We start from the raw sequence: 18,684 nt of genomic DNA, 5'->3' as shown, positions 1-18,684 counted from the left end.
GGCGTCGTCCCGCTCAGAAGCGTTCGTTCTGCAGCTGCCACTTGGCGAGCATCTGGGTATAGCGGTCGCTCTTCGTCAGATCGGCGGCGGCCTTCGCGACCGCGCCCGAGAGCGGCTCGCCCTTGCGCGCGCCGATGCCGGTCGGCATCCGCGCGAAACCGGTGACCGCCTGCTCGAAGCTGTTGCCCGACACGCGCTGGAACTGCGCGGCGCTTTCGGCGGTCGTGCCGTATGCGTCGACCTGCTGCAGACGGAATGCCTGGAACGCGTCGGCGTCGGTGTTGTAGACGACGATGTTCATCGGCGGCTTGTGCGCGGCGGCAAACTTCTCGTTTTCCTTTTCGAGCAGCGAGCGCATCGTCGAGCCGTTGATCACCGCGACTTTCTGGCCCGACAGATCGTCGAGCGAATGCACTTTGCGCGGATTGCCGCGCGGCACCATGATCGACTGGCTCGAATACATGTAGTCGTGGATGTCGATGATCTCGCGCCGCTCCGGCTTGTCGAACAGCTGGCCGATGATCAGATCGCACTGATGCGCCTTCAGCGCTGGGATCAGGCCGCTGAACGGCACCACGTGCCACGCGACCTTCAGATTGCCCATCGACTTCGCGACGTCGCGCGCGACGTCGATCGAGAATCCCTGCGGCTGCTGCTGCTCGTCATAGAACGCGAGCGGCGGCGCGTCCATCGTCGCGCAGTAGGTGAGCGTGCCGCTTTTGAGCAGGCCCGCCGGCTGCGCGTCGTCCGCGAGCGTCACGCCGGCGTGCAACAGCATGGATGCGCCTGCGCAGAGGGCGGCGAGACGAACGCGCGAGATCTTGTGTGCTGACATGGGCTTGCTCCTAAGGTGTTCTGTTGTGGTTGTGCCGTAGTGCCGTCTTTTCGTGCGGTGATCGATAAACGCCGGCCGCGCGCATCCTCCGGTAGGGCGCGGGCGCGAGTTCGCCGCCGCGCCAGCTACGCGCGACCCGCGCGTCAATCCGTGGGTTTCGGCGTGCCGAGGAGGGTCAGCACGCGTGGCACCGTCGTTTCGATGTGTTCGCGCATAGCCTGCTCCGCGAGTTCCGGATCGCGGCTGCGCAATGCGTCGATCAGCAGCTGGTGATAGTCGCGCGCGCTTTTGCGTCGGAACGTCGCCTGCTCAATCCACAACCGCATCGGTCCTTCGATCAACGCATAGAGCGAGCAGATCTGCTCGTACAGACGCGTGCGACCGCTGATCTTGCACAGGTACTCGTGAAACGCGCAGTGACGCTGGACCCACAGGTCGGTATCGCCGACCGAGGTGTCCATGTCGTCGAGCAGGCGCTCGAGGGTGCGCAGATGTTCGTCGGTGCAGCGTGGCGCGGCGACGCGCGCGGCGAGACCTTCGAGCGCGACGCGCATGTCGAAAATGTCTTGCAGTTCCTCGGCGCTCAGCCCACGCACGATCGCGCCGCGGTTCGGGCGCAACACGACCAGCCCTTCGGTGTGCAGCCGGCGCAGCGCTTCGCGGACCGGCATGCGGCTCATCGACAGTTCCGCCGCGATGGTCTCGGCGACGATCCGTTGCCCGGTCGCGAAGCGGCCCTGCGAAATCGCATCGAACAGGTAGCGGTAGGCGGTCTGCTCGGCGGTCGTGCCGGGTTCGTGGCGGCGAGCGGCGGCGGATGATCTCTGCATGATTCGGTTGGAAAGGCGCAAGAACAGGGAAGCAGGATACGCAAACTGGATTTTTGTATCCAGTTTTTCAAAAACAAATCAGGGAATGTCCGGAGGGGAGTGGATCGGATGGGGGAGGAGTTTGATGCGCTGGGGGCTGGGGCTGGGGCTGGGGGGCCGCTTGAGTGCGGGTAACGCGCGCGGACGCGCGTGAATTCGCTGATGAGTTCGCCGGGGCGGACACAACTGCATGCCCGCCCGCTAAGCGCCGGCTTTGCGCGCGCTACGGACGCGCGTGCAGCGTACGATCCGGATTCGGCGTCGCGCCGACTTTTTCCAGCGCGGCCACCGCCGACTCGTTGCCTTGCAGCAGTGCATTCTGCAACGGAGTCCGGCCGAGCCGGTCGACATGGTCCGGATTGGCGCCGTGCGCCACCAGCACCGGCAACATGTCGAGCCGCCCGAACATCGCGGCAAACGACAACGCCGTCTGGCCCGCGTTGTTGGTCTGATCGATCGGGCAACGGGTATCGACGAGCCGTTTGGCGATCGCGGTCTCGCCTTTGAACAACGCGCCCATCAGCGCGGTATTGCCATGCCGGTCGCCGATGCAGGGATCGGCGCCGGCGCGCAACAGATAGTCGAGCGCGGCTGGCTGGTTGCGGTACGCGGTCAACGTCAAAGCGGTATAGCCCTCGGACGTGGTGGTATCGAGCGGATAGCGCGCATCGACGAGCGCCTGCAGGATATCGACCCGGCCAAGGCGCGCGGCCGCGAACCACGTGTCGTCGTAGCGATGCGCATCCGCCTGCTGGCCGCCCTGCTGTCCAGCCGGTTGCGCGCTCAGTCGATCGGGCTGCGGCAACGCGGCCCGAAGCGTGGGCTGCGCGCAGCCAGCGATCGCGGCGGCGCACGCCGCGATCGCCAGCATGCGGGGAATGGCGGTCTGGAATCGTTTCATCGGGAGGTGCGCCACGCGGCGCGAGGGGTCGGGAGAGGGGTCGGGAGAAAGCGCGAAGGCCGCGTACGGCCTTCGCGAAGCACATCGATCAGTTCTCGATGAGCTGGTCGGCCAGCGACTTCACGCGGTTCGTATCCGCATTGGTCGCCTTGGCAAGGCGCGAGCCGTAATCGGCATCGGCTTTATAGAAGTACGACAGCATCGTGTACTTGTTCTTTTCGTTGGTGACGTGATTCAGGTCCGCCGACAGCGCGGTCACGAGGTCATGCTTGTCCTGCTCGGACAGGCTCCGATAGAACTCGCCAGCCTGACGGAAGTTCAGCGTCTTGTGGATCGCCTTCTGCTGGGTCGTGCCGGCGAGCGGCGCCTCGGTGTACATGAAGCGCGGGTCCTGTGCCAGCTCGTTCAGCGTCGACGGCTCATAGTTCACTTCCCCCTTGCGCTCGCCGATGTTCATCGCGCCATCCTGGTTGTTGCTCACGACAGGAATGTGCGGACGATTGACCGGCAGCTGATTGAAGTTCGCGCCCAGCCGGTACATCTGCGTATCGGCATACGAGAACACGCGGCCTTGCAGCATCCGGTCTTCCGACGGCTCGATGCCCGGCACCAGACGCGACGGCGCGAACGCGGACTGCTCGGTCGCATCGAAATAGTTGTCCGGGATGCGGTTCAGCGTCATCGTGCCGATCTTGCGCTCGGGAATGTCGGACCAGATCTTGGTGTCGTCGAGCGGGTTGTAATCGAACTTGTCGAGATCCGCGGGGTTCAACACCTGAATGTACAGATCCCACTTCGGATAGTCGCCCTTCTTCAGCGCGCCGTACAGGTCGTTGGTCATCAGGTTCCAGTCGGAACCGATCGAACCCGCAATCTCCTGCGGACGCATGCCGTGCACGCCCTGCAGGCTCTTCCAGTGGAACTTCACATAGACCACCTTGCCCTGCGCATTGACGAACTTGAACGCATGCACCGCATGGCCGTCCATGTGCCGGTACGAATTGGGCATGCCCTCGGGGGTGTACAGGCGAGTCAGCATGTGGGTCGCTTCGGGCGTGTGTGCAAAGAAGTCGAACGCGAGGTTCGGGTCCTGCACGCCGGTCACCGCGCTCGGCTTGTTCGCGTGGACGAAGTCCGGGAACTTGATTGCGTCGCGGATGAAGAAGATCGGCCAGTTGATCCCGACGAAGTCCCAGTTGCCCTGGCTCGTATAGAACTTCACCGCGAAGCCACGCGGATCACGCGCCTGTTCGGGCGAGCCGCGATAGCCCATCACCGTCGAGAAGCGCACGAACACCGGTGTCTTCACGCCGGGTGCAAAGAGGGCGGCCGAGGTCAGATCGCTGATGTCGGCGCTGGAGACGAACTCGCCGAATGCGCCGGTGCCGCGCGCATGTACGACGCGCTCCGGAATGCGCTCGCGGTCGAAGCGCTGCAGTTTCTCGATCAGATGCGAATCCTGCAGCAGCACCGGGCCGTTCGGACCGGCGGTTTGCGAATTCTGGTTATCGCCGACGGGCGAGCCGTTGTCGCGCGTCAATTGCGCAGCATAGGGCGACGCGCACAGCACGACGCAGGTTACGGCAACCAGCCCCCGCAATGACCGGATTTTCGATTTAGGCATGTTTGTGGAACTCCTTGATTACAGTCGACTACGAATAAGCCGCCCAGATTACAAAAGATCATCCAGCAATTTGCCAATTGAAAATTAATATAGAGATGATAGTAATTCGAAAAAATCTTATTCGAGATAAAATCCAGCTTGCGAATAACTTTTTAGCCAGCTCTTATCTTAAAAATACTTGACGTTTCGAACATTTATTTAACCTTTGTGATTGCGAATAACCAAGCAATTGCGAATTGCACCGACATTTCCGATTTGGTACTTTTACGAATTCCGCATTCGATGTTCCAGTTATTCGACGCCAGAGCGCGCCGTGAACACGACCAGCCAACCGGGCGCGGGCTGTGGACCGCCCATCTGTCTTGTCGATCTCTAGTGCATTGTCGATGACCGGTGCGGTCCAACGCATTCTCCGAATGCCTTGGTCAAGGACTCCCGAATTTGAACTGGCACCCGTTTAATCACGTACGAATACGATCCTGGCCATATTGCTCCGGGTCCGAACGACGCCCCCTAAATCATTGATTTTCCTAACGTCTTTCTAAAAATCCGAGCAAAACCCTGATAGCACATCACCGAAAATCGGACACGTCTAATATCATCCAGATCGCTATCCCGATATTTTTCACCCCAATGCTTCCCGCAAAAGGTGGAAAATCGTGACAAATTACCGCGACGTCAATGACGAAGAATGGCAGCGTGTTGCAGAGCTGCTCCCCGAATTGCGGCCGCGTCGAGAAATGCGCGGCCGGCCGCTCGCGAATACGCGTGAAGTGCTGAACGGCGTCCTCTGGGTCATCCGCAGCGGCGGCGTATGGTCTGCCATGCCGCGCAAATATCCGTCGTATCAGACCTGCCATCGGCGGTTTCTCGCGTGGAGCGAATCGGGCGCGCTGAAACGCCTTCTGCACGAGCTATATGGCGCGGACGCCGAGGAATTGTGCAAGACCATGCAGGTTCGCATGCGCAAGCACACCATGTCCGCGCGGAAATCCCGCCACCTCGTATCCAGCCTGCGAATGCTGGATTCGCAACCCGCAGTGTCGTCCGGTCCGGGTTATCCGTCGTCGCTCAAGCACGCCGCCTGATCGAATCCATACGGGTTTAAGGCTTTAGAACACCAGCCGAATGATCCTTCATTCGGCTGGTGTTTTTATTTGACTGTGCCGACGAATCGTATCGTTAAGCCGCTTTCGTAACTCAAGGTCGCGATGGTCATCCGGCGCGTGCACCCGGCAATGGACAAGGTCGGCATGATCAAGCTCAAAATGTTGTCGGTCGAACGCAGCGACAGCAAAGCCGTATTGCCTCAGGGCGGCGACGGCGCGTTGCGTTGCTCGGCTGCGGTCAATCCTCCACTTGCCCCACCTCTTCGATCAGATTGCGCAACGCATCCTCGAGCGCGTCGAGTTGGTCCGGCGCCGGCGCCTTCCTGTCGCGCTTGATCGTCTCTTCGATCCGCCCGCACGAGTCCGCCAGCCCGGCGTGCCCGAACACCGCCAGCGCGCCGCGCAGCGAGTGAAACTGGGCGAGCAGCGCGTCCACGTCGTGCGCCGCGCGCGCCGCCTCGATCGCCGTCAATGCGTCGCTGGTCGATTGCACGAACATGTCCCGCAGCGGCTTGGGCATCGCATTGCCGCTCAGCTTGCGCTCGTCGGCGCTGGAAAAGCCGCTGAGCTTCACGCCCCTGCCGACCGCGATCGTACCGAGCGCCTCGTTCAGTTGCTCGAGCGACAGCGGCTTCGTCATCACCCGGTCCATGCCGGCCGCTTTGCAACGCATCCGCTCCTCGCGGGTCGCATGCGCGGTGATCGCCATGATCGGCAACGTGGGACGACGCTTGCGCACCGCCTCGGCCAGCTGATAGCCGCTCATGCCCGGCATGTTCAGGTCGGTGAGCAGCACGTCCCACTGCGCGTCGTCGAGCAATTCCAGCGCCTGCTTGCCGCTCGCGGCCGCCTTGACCGCGCAGCCGAGCGTTTCCAGCTGTTCGCACAACAGCAGCCGGTTCGCGGCGTTGTCCTCGGCCACCAGCACGTGCAGGCGGCGCGCCAGCGGCTGCGCGCCGGCCCGCGTCTGCATGCCGGCGACGCCCGGGGAGCGCGGCAACGGTTCGCTGAGCAGGGTCGCGCGTACGCTGGCTTCGAGCCCGCTCAAACTCAGGCACGACACGCTGACGACCTTGCCGGTGCGCATCGCATGCGCGGGCCCCTCGGGGTAACCGTCGATTACCCACAGCGCTTCCTCGATCACCCGGTTCTCGTCTTCGGGACGCCATTGCTCGCGCTCGCCCCAGAGCACCAGCAGCGCATCGTCCTGCAGTTCTTCGTCGGGGACCGCGGCGGGATGCCGGAACACCTGCACGTCGGCACCCCAGCGCTCCAGGTGCGGCACCGCGAACTCGCACCACGCCGGAGCGGAACTGACGAACAGCACGCGTTCGCCATTGAGAAAGCGCGTATCGGGCGGCACCGCAATGGTGTCGCCGAGCGGCAGATAAACCGTGAAGCAACTACCGACGTGCAGCGTGCTCGACACCTCGATCCGGCCATGCATCGCTTGCACGAGCCGTTGGCACAGTGTGAGGCCGAGGCCGGTGCCGCCGAAGCGCCGGTTGATCGACAGATCGAGCTGCGAGAACGCCTTGAACAGCTGCTGCCGATGTTCGTCGGCGATGCCGATGCCGGTATCGGCAACCGCAAAGCCGATCCGCGGCCGACCTTCGTTATCCTGATCGATTGCAACCGTCAGCGTGACCGTGCCCTGCTCGGTGAACTTCAGCGCATTGCTGAGCAGGTTGTTGAGAATCTGGCGCACCCGGGTCGGATCGCCCCACATCGTTTGCGCGAGCGCGACATCAAGGCGTGCATACAAACCAATGCCGCGCATCCGCGCGACCGGCTCGAAGATGCCGAGCACCAGCTCGGCCACCTCGGCGACGTTGAACTCGAGATATTCGAGCGTCATCTCGCCCGCTTCGATCTTCGAAAAGTCGAGGATGTCGCTGATCACCGCGAGCAGTCCGCGCGAGGCCCCGCGCACGGTCGCTAGGCGATCCTGCTGCGAGCTGCTCAACGGCGAATTCGCGAGCAGTTCGAGGTTGCCGAGAATCGCGTTGAGCGGCGTGCGGATTTCGTGGCTCATCGCCGCGAGGAACGCCGATTTCGCCTGATTCGCCGAATCGGCGGCGCGCATCGCCTCCGCGAGTTCGCGCTGCATCCGGCGGCGCTGCGTGACGTCGATGAACGCAGCCACCAGCACGTCGATGCCGAGGAAGCGGGCCGGCGACGCGCTGCTCGCAAACTCCAGCTGGCCGCCATCGACGGCCGGAAACAGCAGGTCGCGGCGCAGCACGCCCACACTCGCGTCGACGGCATCCTCGCGCTCGAAGTTCGCGTAGTGCGCGACCAGCCGGTCCGCGACCGCCTTCTCGCCGCCGACGATCTCCTGCGCCATTTCGTGCATCAGCGGATTGCCGAGCAGCCACTCGCCGCTCTCGCGCGACACCAGCATCAGCCCGACCGGCACCGTGTGAATCACCGTGCGGCTCAGATGCTCGCTCTCGAACACGCGCGCCGAGTCGGCGAGAATCGGCGCGAACACGCGGCGCCGAAACATCAGCAGCAGCGTCCACACGACGGCCAGAATCACCGACACCGCAACGGTCGCCGTGATCACCTGATCGGCGATGCCGAGCGCGACGTCGCGCCACGAAAACGTGTAAAGCAGCGTCCAGCCAGTGTCGCCGATCGGCTCCTCCATCACGAAGAAGCCGTTGCCATACGCGACGTCGCCGCCGAAAAACATCGGCCGCCGCAACTGCCGCCGCGCGCCCTTCTGCGCCGCGGCATCCTTGTCGGCGTCGTCGCCGAGACTCGTAATCAGCGTGCCGTCGGGGCCGGCGATTTCATACGCGTTGTCGCTGGCGCGATCGTCGAGCGCTTTGAGCAGCATGCGCGGATCGTATTCGATCGCGACCACCGCGAACGGCTCGCCCTGATTGAACGCCTGGGCGACCAGCCGCAGACGCCGTTTTCCGGTGATCGGATCGATAAACGGCGGCAGCCAGTGCACCGGCACATGAAAGCGTCCCGGCCGCTCGGCCTCGCGCGCGGGCAACGTCCTGAAGTCGACGCTCAAGCGCTCGATCAGCGCGGCGACGTCTAGCGACTGATGCGCGGGCACGACCGAGTCGGGCACCACGATCAGTTCGTGATGCATGCTGTAAATGTAGCCCTCGACGTCGACGTTGTTGCTCGCGGTCGCCGACGCGTTGCTGATCGCGAACTGCTGCGCGAGCGCGAGGTAGCGGCGCAGCAGCAGCGGATCGTCGAGCGCGAGCGGCGCGGCGGCGAACAATACGCCATTCGTTGCGACCGTCGAGGCCGGCGACGGCGTGATCACCAGCCGGTTGCCGTTGCGGCGAAACTCGTCGTAGTAGCGCAGATCGGCCGCGGGCAGCGTCGGCCACGACAGTTCGATGAACGCCACCGTACGGCGCAGTGAGGTTTCGGCCTCGCGCACCGCGGCGGCGACCCGGCCGCGGTCATCGACGAACTGCTCGCGCTCGACGGCCACGAACTGGCGCATCGCATACAGACACGCCGCGGGAATCGTCAGCAACGCCACCAGCGAGATGGCAACGCCGCCCCCCAGCAACAGCAAATCCTGGTAACGGCGCAGGCGGCGCAACGACGTGGTCGGCATGTACGATTGTTCCCCATTTACGCTCGCCAGCGGAGCTCGAATAAGACTTGTCAAACGAGAAAAATAGGACAAATATCGTTTGGCTGCCTTAGCAATACAGACATGTCCGATTCCCATATCTTAGTTTTTCTAAAACTGCAATCTGACAAACGTTAACGAAAGTCAAATCAACTCGCCACTACGCAAATGCGAGATTCCCACGGTCTATACTTTGTCTCAAAATTGCTCAAACGAGCTAGCCATAAGGGTCTCCCATGCAAATCAACGTCGTACTTGCCGACGATCACCCCGCCCTGGTCGCCGGCGTGAAATATGCGCTCGAGCCGGTAAGGACGATCAAGGTCACCGGCACTGCGCAAAATTCCAGCGAGATCATCCAGCTACTCGAATCGGTTCCGTGCGACGTACTGGTAGCCGATTACGCGATGCCCAACGGCGCTTACGGCGACGGCATCACGCTGCTGTCCTATCTGCGGCGCCGCTATCCGGACCTGAAGATCATCGTCTTCACGATGGTCGACAACCCGGCCATCATGCGCGAGGTCGCGCGTCTGGGCGTGCATTCGTACCTGAACAAGACCGACGACCTCGACCGTCTGGTGTCAGCCATTCACGCGGTCTATGCGAATGCGATCTACTTCCCGAACGAGAGCGCGCGCCCGGAAACCAACTCGCGCGCGTCGGCGAGCAAACCTAGCGATCGCATCGCGTTGTCCAAGCGTGAAATCGAGGTGATCCGTTTGTATGTATCGGGCATGGCGATCGGCGAGATCGCGAAAAAGCTGAACCGCAGCAAGCAGACCATCAGCTCGCAGAAAACCACGGCGATGAAAAAGCTGGGCATCGTACGCGACGCCGAACTGTTCCGCTACGCGTGGGAGATGGGCATCGACGGCACGCCCCCGTCGGCCTCGGACGACGAGACTGCCGCCGCCAATCTCGCCGGCGGCGACGATCCGGACCACGCCGGCAACCCCGACACTCCCGCCAGCACCGGCGACACCGGCGGCCCGCACAAACCGGGCAGCGGGCTGTAACGGCGAGCCGCCAGTCCGGCGCACGCGAGACGTTCACTCGCTGCGTCACACTCATACCGCGGCGGCGGCCGCGTCTTCATCCCACGCGCACCGCCACCGTCCGGCCCTTCCCGATCCGCTCACCGCACGTTCAGAAGCGCATCGTGAGCGAGCCCTGCACGTACTGACTCGTCGTGCCGCTGCCGAACTGCCCCCGGTAGGTCAGCCCCAGCGACGCGTTGCGCGTCACGTGGAAATCCAGCCCCGCCTCCACCAGCGCCGCATCGCGCGCGATCGGCACGCCCGCAATATCGAACGGACTGCCCCCCGCGAACGCCAGCGCCGACACCGGCACCACGTTGCCGAACGCATGCTGCCAGCCCAGCGTCGCGCTGGCCGTCATCGACGTGCCGTTGCGCAATGCCAGATCGATCGACTGGCGGATGCCCAGCGTCGAGAACGTCGTATCGGTGTTGCTGCTGCCCGCATGCAACGCCGCGAGGCCGCCGTGCTCGTTGATCGCATCGGTGTGCAGATTTACGTAGGCCACGCTTGCGAACGGTTCAAGCGACATTTGCCGCAGCGGGATCCGGTAGCCGACGTCGCCGAATACCTGCACGGTCTGCGCGTTGTAGCCCGCGGTGAGACGGTCCGAGTAGCCGCTGAAGGCCGGCGAGCGGGTCGTGTCGATCGAATGCCACGTGTAAGCGGCGCCCGCGCGTACGCCGAGCGCGCCCCACTGCGAGCCGCCGTAGACGCCGACGTGATAGTTGTTGCTGCTCGCAGACGAACTGCGGTCGTCCACATTCATGTTGGTGCCGCTGTAGCCGGCGAGCGCGCCCACCCGCCAACGCTGCGCGACCAGCGCATCCGCGCCCATCAGGAAACCGCCGGTGTTCTGCCGCAGCGTCGCCGCGTTGCCGTCGCCGTTCATATGGCCCCAGCCGCCGAATACGTGGGTCCAGACGACCGGCTCGCCTTCGCGCAGCGCGCATTCGCCGCCGGCCGTCGAGGTGGCGGAAGGCCCGGCACTCAACTGCGCGGTCGCGATCGGGTTCGCACTGCTGCCGCTGCCGCCCGGCAGACAGAAGCTTTGCCGCACACGATCGATCGCGACCTCGCGGACATAGCGGCTATCGTCGAGCAGGGCCGACTTCACCGACGCGTGAATCTCTCCGGACAACTGATCGAATGCGGCGCGCGCCTGCGCATCGTTGGTCAGCGCCGCGACCGCGGCCTTCAGCGCATTCGAGTCGTCCAGTCGATCGAGCCCGCCCGCCGTGGCGCGCTGGTTCGGCGTGGCCGCTGCATCGACGAAATAGCGCGTGCGATACGCTTTCAGATACACGTTGTTCGCATCGTAGCTGGCGACCAGATCGTAGAACGCGCCACTCGTCGCGCCGGTCAGCGTATAGGCCCCCTTCACGCCGCCGGTCGCGGTCAGCACCGTGTAGTTCGACGCCGCCGAATACTCGCCCGGGTTGTACTTGACCACCTCGAGCACCGCGCCCGCGCCGATCGTCGCGGAGCCGTTCACGTGAATCCGGTCGGACGACGTGCTGGTCGGGTCCAGTTCCACCTGGTAAATCGAGCCGGCCGCCTGCGTGAAGCCGGCATTGACGGTCAACGTGCCGATCGAGTTGCCCGGGGCGATCGTGCCGCCGCTCTGGATCGTGGTCGGGCCGACCGTGCCACTGCCGCCGAGCGTCGCGCCGTTCTGCACGGTCACGTTCGAGCGCACTATCGAGCCGTTCACCGCAAGCCGGCCGGCCGCGACCGTCGTCGGGCCGGTCAGCATGTTCTCGCCGGTCAGATTCAGCGAGCCCGCGCCGGTCTTCGTGAAGGTGCCCGTGCCGTTGAGCACGTTCGCCAGCGCCACGTTGGCAGGCTGATCGATGACGAGCGCGCCGTAGTTCATGATCGAGCCAGTGCCGAAGCTGGTCGCGGAACCGATCAGCGTGCCCTCGGAGATCAACGTGCCGCCGCTGTAGGTGTTGGCGCCCGTGAGTGTCAGCGTGCCGGCACCCGTCTTGTCGACGCTGCCCGCGCCGCTGATCGCGCCGGAGAACGTGGTATCCGCAGTGTTGCTGGCAGTCAGTACGGTGGCGGCCGATGTGCCCAACCTCACCGCCCCCGCACCCGACAGGTTGTTCACGGTCTGCGAGAAATCGTTCAACGCAAGGGTCGCGCCGCTGTTCACGGCCACCGCCGAACTCGTTGCGATTGCATTGGCGATGCCCATCGCGAGCGTGCCGCCGTTGACCGTGGTGGTGCCGGTGTAGCGGTTCAGCGCCGACAGCGTCAGCGTGCCGGCGCCGGCCTTGGTCAGATCGGTGCCGTTCCAGCCGGTCGCCGATGCCCGCTGGTCGGCCAGCGCGACATCGACGTTGAAAGCGTCGGAGGCGTGGGCCAGCGTGAACGTGCCATTGCCCTGCGCGGTGCCCGCCTGCCACGTGAGACCGAAACCGACCGTGTAATTCAGATTGTCGAGCGTGCGGCCGGTCACACCGGAGGCCAGCACCAGATAGTCGACCGGGCTCGCCGCGCTGCCCAGCGTGATCCCGCTGAAGTCGCCGGCGATCCCGCTCGTCGTGCGTACGATCGTGAAACGCGTCGACGTCAACGCGCTCGCCGACGACGGCGCGTCCGCCGCGAAGCCAGCGATATTCAGCACTCCTGCGAGCGTGGCCGAGTTCGCGGTGATGACCGGATTGTTCGAACCGAGCGTCACGTTCAGCGTCGAACCGGCCGCCTCTGTAAAGGCGCCGGTCAACGCCAGCTGCGAATCGCCGGCGAAGCTGGTCGTCGCGCCGCCTTGCGTCGTGTAGTCCGACGCATTGAACACGCCGTCCTGCGCGAACTCGAGCGTGCCGGCAGCGGCCGATACCGAGCCCTGCGTCGAACCGACGGCGCTCAGCGTCGCGGTGCCGGCACCGGTTTTGGTCAGGCTGCCGGTGCCGGACAGCGGGTTGGCCAACATGCTGTCGGCGGCGAAGTCGAGTTGCAGCGCGGCGTTGTTGGTGACGGTGCCGGTGCCGAGCGCATTGCCGTTCGTGGCGACGAGGGTGCCGGCGGAGACCGTCGTGCCGCCGCTATATGTGCTGTTTCCGGAGAGTGTCAACGCGCCCGCGCCGGTTTTATCGACGCTGCCCGCGCCGCCGATCGCGCCGAAGAAAGTCGTCGCCGCGGTGTTGTTGGTAGTGAGTACGGTTGCCGCCGATGAGCCCAGCGACACCGCCCCCGCGCCCGACAGGTCGTTCAACGTCTGCGAGAAGTCATTCAATGCCAGCGTCGCGCCGCTATTCACGGCCACCGCGGAACTCGTTGCGATCGCATCGGCGATGCCCAATGCAAGCGTGCCGCCGTTGACCGCCGTACCGCCGGTGTAGGTGTTCTGTGCGGACAACGTCAACGTGCCCGCGCCGGCCTTCGTCAGATCGGTGCCGCTCCAGCCGGTCGACGAAGCCGCCTGGTTGGCGAGCGCGACATCGACATTGAACGCTTGCGAGGCGTCCGTCAGCGTGAAGGTGCCGTTGCCGAGTGTCGTCCCTGCCTGCCAGGTCAGGCCGAGGCCGACGTGGTAGTCGAACGAGTCCGCGCTGCGTCGCGCGGCGACCGTCAGGTAATCGACCGGGCTCGACGCGCCGCCCAGCGTGATCGAAGTGAAGTCGCCGGTGATACCGCCGGTCGTGTGAATGATCGTGTACTGCGTATTGGGCAACCCGCTCGCCGCCCCTGGGACGCTGCCGGTGAAGCCCGCGATATTCAGCGCGCCGTTCAGGGTCGCGGTGGCGGCGCTGACGGCCGGGCTGTTGGTGCCGACGGTCACGCTCAGCGTCGAACCGGCGAGTTCGTCGAGCGCGCCGCTGATCGCCAGTTGCGCATTCGCGCCGATGCTGGTCGTCGCGCCGCTCTGCGTGCTGTAGCTCGCCGCGTTGAACGCGCCGTTCTGAGCGAACGCCAAGGTGCCGGCGTTGACCACGACGGCGCCTTCGGTCGAACCGGCGGAGGTGATCGTGGCGGTGCCCGCGCCGGTCTTGGTCAGGCTGCCGGTGCCGGACAGCGGGTTGGCCAGCGTGCTGTCGCCGGCGAAGTCGAGTTGCAGGGCGCCGTTGTTGGTGACGGTGCCGGTGCCGAGCGCGTTGCCGTTCGTGGCGACGAGCGTGCCGGCGGAAACCGTCGTGCCGCCGCTATACGTGTTGCTGGTTCCGGACAGCGTCAGCGCGCCGGCGCCGGTCTTATTCACGCTGCCCGCGCCACTGATCGCGCCGGAGAAGGTCGTCGCGGCGGTGTTGTTCGCCGTCAGAGCGGTGGCGCTCGATGAGCCGAGTGCCACAGTACCCGCGCCCGACAGGTCGTTCAACGTCTGCGAAAAATCATTCAGCGCCAGCGTCGCACCGCTGTTCACCGTCACGGCGGAACTCGACGCGATTGCATTGGCGATGCCCATCGCAAGCGTGCCGCCATTCACCGTGGTCGTGCCGGTGTAGGTGTTCTGTGCTGACAGCGTGAATGTCCCCGCGCCCGCCTTCGTCAGATCAGTGCCGTTCCAGCCAGTCGACGACGCAGCCTGGTTCGCCAACGCGACGTCGACGTTGAATGCATCCGTCGCATTGGTCAGCGTGAACGTGCCGTTGCCCAGCGTCGTCCCCGCCTGCCAGGTCAGACCGAAACCGACGTTGTAGTCGAGCGCGTCGGCACTGCGTTGCGCGGCGAGCGTCAGGTAATCGACCGGGCTCGACGCGCCGCCCAGCGTGATCGAGCTGAAATCGCCCGTGATGCCGCCGGTCGTGTGAAGGATCGTGTACAGCGTGCCCGGCAATGCACTCGCCGAGCCCGGCGCACTGGTCGTAAAGCCGGCGATATTCAGGACACCGTTCAATGTCGCGGTGCCGGCGCTGATCGCCGGGCTGTTCGAGCCGACGGTCACGCTCAGCGTCGAACCGGCGGCCTGGGTGAACGCGCCGGTGGTGGCCAGTTGCGAGGAGGCGCCGACGCTGGTCGTCGCGGCGTTTTGCGTCGTGTAACTGGCGGCGTTGAACACGCCGCTTTGCGCGAATGCCAGTGTGCCGGCGTCGACCGACACCGCTCCTTCGGTCGAACCTGCCGCGGTCAACGTCGCGGTGCCGGCGCCGGTTTTGGTCAGGCTGCCGGTGCCGGACAACGTGTTGGCCAGCGTGCTGTTACCGGCGAAGTCGAGTTGCAGCGCGGCGTTGTTGGTCACCGCGCCGGTGCCAAGTGCGTTGCCGTTCGTGGCGACGAGTGTGCCGGCGGTGACCGTCGTGCCGCCGCTATATGTGTTGGTTCCAGAGAGTGTCAACGCGCCCGCGCCAGTTTTGTCGACGCTGCCCGCGCCGCTTAGTGCGCCGGAGAAGGTCGTCGCGGCGGTGTTATTCGCGGTCAGAACGGTGGCGCTCGATGAGCCGAGTGTCACCGCTCCCGCGCCCGACAGATCGTTCAACGTCTGCGAAAAATCATTCAGCGCGAGCGTCGCACCGCTATTCACGGTCACCGCCGAACTCGTTGCAATTGCATTGGCGATGCCCATCGCAAGCGTGCCGCCATTGACCGCCGTAGCGCCGGTGTAGGTGTTCTGTGCGGACAACGTCAATGTGCCCGCGCCAACCTTGGTCAGATCGGCCCCATTCCAGCCGGTCGACGACGCAGCTTCGTTCGCCAGCGCTACGTCGACATTAAATGCGTCCGTCGCGTTCGTCAGCGTGAACGTGCCATTGCCCAGCGTCGCGCCTGCCTGCCAGGTCAATCCATAGCCGACGTTGTAATCGAGGCCATTCGCGCTCGCACGCGCGGCCAGCGTCAGATAATCGACCGGGCTCGATGCACCGCCCAGCGAGATCGTGCCGAAGTCGCCGGTAATGCCGCCGGTCGTATGCACGATCGTGTACAGGGTGCCAGGCAATGCGCTCGCCGATGTCGGCGCCGTCGCCGTGAAGCCGGTCACGTTCAGCGTGCCGGCCAGGCTCGCCGTCGCGGCGCTGATCGCCGGACCGTTCGCGCCGATGGCAACGTTAAGCGTCGAGCCGGCGGCCTGAGTGAACGCGCCGGTCGTGGCCAGTTGCGACGAAGCGCCGATGCTGGTCGTCGCGCCGCTTTGCGTCGTGTAACTCGCTGCATTGAACACGCCGCTTTGAGCGAATGCCAGTGTGCCGGCGTTGACCGATACCGCGCCTTCGCTCGAACCTGCCGCGGTCAACGTGGCGGTGCCTGTACCGGTCTTGGTCAGACTGCCGCTGCCGGACAGCGTGTTGGCCAGCGTGCTGTTACCGGCGAAGTCCAGTTGCAGCGCGGCGTTGTTGGTGACGGTGCCGGTGCCGAGCGCGTTGCCGTTCGTGGCGACGAGCGTGCCGGCGGAGACCGTCGTGCCGCCGCTATATGTGTTGGTTCCAGAGAGTGTCAACGCGCCGGCGCCCGTCTTGTCGACACTGCCCGCGCCGCTGATCGCGCCGGAGAACGTCGTATCGGCCGCGTCGTTAGCGGTTAATACAGTCGACGCATTCGAGCCCAGCGTCACCGTGCCGGCACCCGACAGATCGTTCAGCGTCTGCGCGAAGTCATTTAATGCGAGCGTCGCGCCGCTGTTCACGGTCACCGCCGAACTCGTTGCGATCGCATCGGCGATGCCCATCGCGAGCGTGCCGCCATTCACCGCGGTGCTACCCGTGTGGCTGTTCACCGCCGACAGCGTCAACGTCCCCGCGCCTTGCTTCGTCAGATCGCGACCGTTCCAGCCGGTCGCGGACGCAGCCGCGTCGGCCAGTGCCACATCGACATTGAATGCATCCGACGCGTTCGTCAGCGTGAACGTGCCGTTGCCCAGCGTCGCGCCGGCCACCCAGGTCAAACCGAAACCGACGTTGTAGTCGAGCGCGTCCGCGCTCGCGCGCGCGGCCAGCGTCAGATAGTCGACGGTACTGGCCGCGCCGCCCAGCGAGATCGAGCTGAAATCGCCGGTGATGCCGCCGGTCGTGTGGATGATCGTGTACTGCGTGCCCGGCAACGCGCTCGCGGACGCCGGCTGGTCCGATACGAAGCCCGCGACGTTCAATACGCCGTTCAGCGATGCCGATGCCGCGCTGATGGCCGGCGCATTCGAGCCCAACGTGACGTTGAGCGTCGAACCTGCGGTTTGCGTGAACGCGCCGCTGGCGGCCAGTTGCGATGACGCGCCGATGCTGGTCGCCGCGCCGCTTTGTGTCGTGTAATTGGCGGCGTTGAACACGCCGTTTTGCGCGAATGCCAGGGTGCCGGCGTTGACGGACACCGCGCCTTCGGTCGAACCTGCCGCGCTTAATGTGGCGGTGCCTGTACCGGTCTTGGTCAGACTACCGGTGCCGGATAGCGTGTTGGCCAGCGTGCTGTCGCTGGTGAAGTCGAGTTGCAGCGCGGCGTTGTTGGTCACCGCGCCGGTGCCAAGTGCGTTGCCGTTCGTGGCGACGAGCGTGCCGGCGGTGACCGTCGTGCCGCCGCTATATGTGTTGCTGGTTCCGGAAAGCGTCAGCGCACCGGTGCCGGTTTTGTCGACGCTGCCCGCGCCGCTGATCGCGCCCGAGAAGGTTGTCGCGGCGGTGTTATTGGCAGTCAGTACGGTTGCGGCCGACGAGCCTAACGTCACCGCTCCCGCGCCCGACAGATCGTTCACCGTCTGTGAGAAGTCCTGTAGCGCCAGCGTCGCACCGCTGTTCACCGTCACCGCGGAACTCGTTGCAATTGCATTGGCGATGCCCATCGCGAGCGTGCCGCCATTCACTGTGGTCGTGCCGGTGTACGTGTTCTGTGCGGACATCGTCAACGTGCCCGCGCCAGCCTTCGTCAGATCGGTCCCATCCCAGCCGGTCGCCGACGCAGTTTCGTTCGCCAGCGCTACGTCGACGTTAAATGCGTCCGCCGCGTTCGCCAGCGTGAACGTGCCATTGCCCAGCGTTGCACCCGCCTGCCAGGTCAGGCCGAATCCGACGTTGTAGTCGAGCGCGTCAGCACTTGCGCGCGCGGCGAGCGTCAGATAGTCGACGGTACTGGCTGCGCCACCTAGCGAGATCGAACTGAAATCGCCGGTAATGCCGCCGGTCGTATGCACGATCGTGTACAGCGTGCCGGGCAACGCGCTTGCCGACGTCGGCGCGGTCGCCGTGAAGCCGGTCACGTTCAGCGTGCCGGCCAGGCTCGCCGTCGCGGCGCTGATCGCCGGACCGTTCGATCCGATGGCGACGTTCAGCGTCGAGCCGGCGACCTCGGTGAACGCGCCGGTCGTGGCCAGTTGCGACGAAGCGCCGATGCTGGTCGTCGCGCCGCTTTGCGTCGTGTAGCTGGCGGCGTTGAACACGCCGTTTTGAGCGAACTGTAGGGTGCCGGCATCGACCGATACCGCGCCTTCGGTCGAACCTGCCGCGGTCAACGTGGCGGTGCCTGTACCGGTCTTGGTCAGACTGCCGCTGCCGGACAGCGTGTTGGCCAGCGTGCTGTTACCGGCGAAGTCGAGTTGCAGCGCGGCGTTGTTGGTCACCGCGCCGGTGCCAAGTGCGCTGCCGTTCGTGGCGACAAGCGTGCCCGCAGAGACCGTCGTACCGCCGCTATAAGTGTTGCTGATCCCCGAAAGCGTCAGCGCACCGGTGCCGGTTTTGTCGACGCTGCCCGCGCCGCTTAGCGCGCCGGAGAAGGTCGTCGCAGCGGCGTTATTCGCGGTCAGAACGGTGGCGCTCGATGAGCCGAGTGTC

Annotated in this window: 8 protein-coding genes and 1 pseudogene; 2 read left to right on the top strand and 7 right to left on the bottom strand. The window is 64.9% G+C overall.

Annotated features, from left to right (window positions below; genetic code table 11):
• Positions 1–13: 13 nt before the first annotated feature.
• The 4 genes from LJ656_RS22790 to LJ656_RS22775 form a co-directional block, all read right to left on the bottom strand.
• The gene (locus LJ656_RS22790) at positions 14–778 is read right to left on the bottom strand and encodes an ABC transporter substrate-binding protein (RefSeq protein ID WP_218642030.1); all 765 of its coding nucleotides are present in this window, start codon (positions 776–778) and stop codon (positions 14–16) included.
• A gap of 200 nt (positions 779–978) precedes the next feature.
• Positions 979–1,665 (bottom strand): GntR family transcriptional regulator, encoded by a 687-nt coding sequence (locus LJ656_RS22785; protein ID WP_230511747.1) that lies wholly within the window; start codon positions 1,663–1,665, stop codon positions 979–981.
• A 262-nt stretch (positions 1,666–1,927) separates the two neighbouring features.
• A complete protein-coding gene (locus LJ656_RS22780) occupies positions 1,928–2,605 on the bottom strand; it encodes an ankyrin repeat domain-containing protein (RefSeq protein ID WP_230511745.1) in 678 nt (225 codons plus the stop codon).
• A gap of 88 nt (positions 2,606–2,693) precedes the next feature.
• The gene (locus LJ656_RS22775) at positions 2,694–4,229 is read right to left on the bottom strand and encodes a catalase (RefSeq protein WP_230511744.1); all 1,536 of its coding nucleotides are present in this window, start codon (positions 4,227–4,229) and stop codon (positions 2,694–2,696) included.
• A gap of 659 nt (positions 4,230–4,888) precedes the next feature.
• On the opposite strand from LJ656_RS22775, the gene LJ656_RS22770 reads away from it, so the two are divergent.
• Positions 4,889–5,317, top strand: a complete 429-nt coding sequence (locus LJ656_RS22770; protein ID WP_230511743.1) for a transposase — start codon at positions 4,889–4,891, stop codon at positions 5,315–5,317.
• Between the two features lie 259 nt (positions 5,318–5,576).
• On the opposite strand, the gene LJ656_RS22765 is transcribed toward LJ656_RS22770, so the two are convergent.
• Positions 5,577–8,936 (bottom strand): hybrid sensor histidine kinase/response regulator, encoded by a 3,360-nt coding sequence (locus LJ656_RS22765; RefSeq protein ID WP_230511741.1) that lies wholly within the window; start codon positions 8,934–8,936, stop codon positions 5,577–5,579.
• A gap of 254 nt (positions 8,937–9,190) precedes the next feature.
• Here LJ656_RS22765 and LJ656_RS22760 point away from each other — a divergent pair, with 254 nt between their 5' ends.
• The gene (locus LJ656_RS22760; protein ID WP_230511739.1) at positions 9,191–9,973 is read left to right on the top strand and encodes a response regulator; all 783 of its coding nucleotides are present in this window, start codon (positions 9,191–9,193) and stop codon (positions 9,971–9,973) included.
• A 130-nt stretch (positions 9,974–10,103) separates the two neighbouring features.
• Here LJ656_RS22760 and LJ656_RS22755 read toward each other — a convergent pair whose 3' ends face one another.
• Positions 10,104–18,473 (bottom strand): autotransporter-associated beta strand repeat-containing protein, encoded by an 8,370-nt coding sequence (locus LJ656_RS22755; protein ID WP_230511737.1) that lies wholly within the window; start codon positions 18,471–18,473, stop codon positions 10,104–10,106.
• Between the two features lie 42 nt (positions 18,474–18,515).
• Positions 18,516–18,656: pseudogene (locus LJ656_RS35120) on the bottom strand (autotransporter-associated beta strand repeat-containing protein); the annotation flags it as partial.
• Positions 18,657–18,684 lie beyond the last annotated feature (28 nt).

The organism is Paraburkholderia sejongensis, from assembly GCF_020880815.1.
Classification (GTDB): Bacteria; Pseudomonadota; Gammaproteobacteria; order Burkholderiales; family Burkholderiaceae; genus Paraburkholderia; species Paraburkholderia sejongensis.
Note: the sequence above shows the minus strand (reverse complement) of the source record. Positions and strands in the feature narration are given on the sequence as shown.

Excerpts from the sequence above, each read along its gene's own strand:
- LJ656_RS22790 (WP_218642030.1), bottom strand. The coding sequence starts at position 778 with ATGCTGTTGCACGCCGGCGTGACGCTCGCGGACGACGCGCAGCCGGCG.
- LJ656_RS22785 (WP_230511747.1), bottom strand. The coding sequence starts at position 1,665 with ATGCAGAGATCATCCGCCGCCGCTCGCCGCCACGAACCCGGCACGACC.
- LJ656_RS22780 (WP_230511745.1), bottom strand. The coding sequence starts at position 2,605 with ATGAAACGATTCCAGACCGCCATTCCCCGCATGCTGGCGATCGCGGCG.
- LJ656_RS22775 (WP_230511744.1), bottom strand. The coding sequence starts at position 4,229 with ATGCCTAAATCGAAAATCCGGTCATTGCGGGGGCTGGTTGCCGTAACC.
- LJ656_RS22765 (WP_230511741.1), bottom strand. The coding sequence starts at position 8,936 with ATGCCGACCACGTCGTTGCGCCGCCTGCGCCGTTACCAGGATTTGCTG.
- LJ656_RS22760 (WP_230511739.1), top strand. The coding sequence starts at position 9,191 with ATGCAAATCAACGTCGTACTTGCCGACGATCACCCCGCCCTGGTCGCC.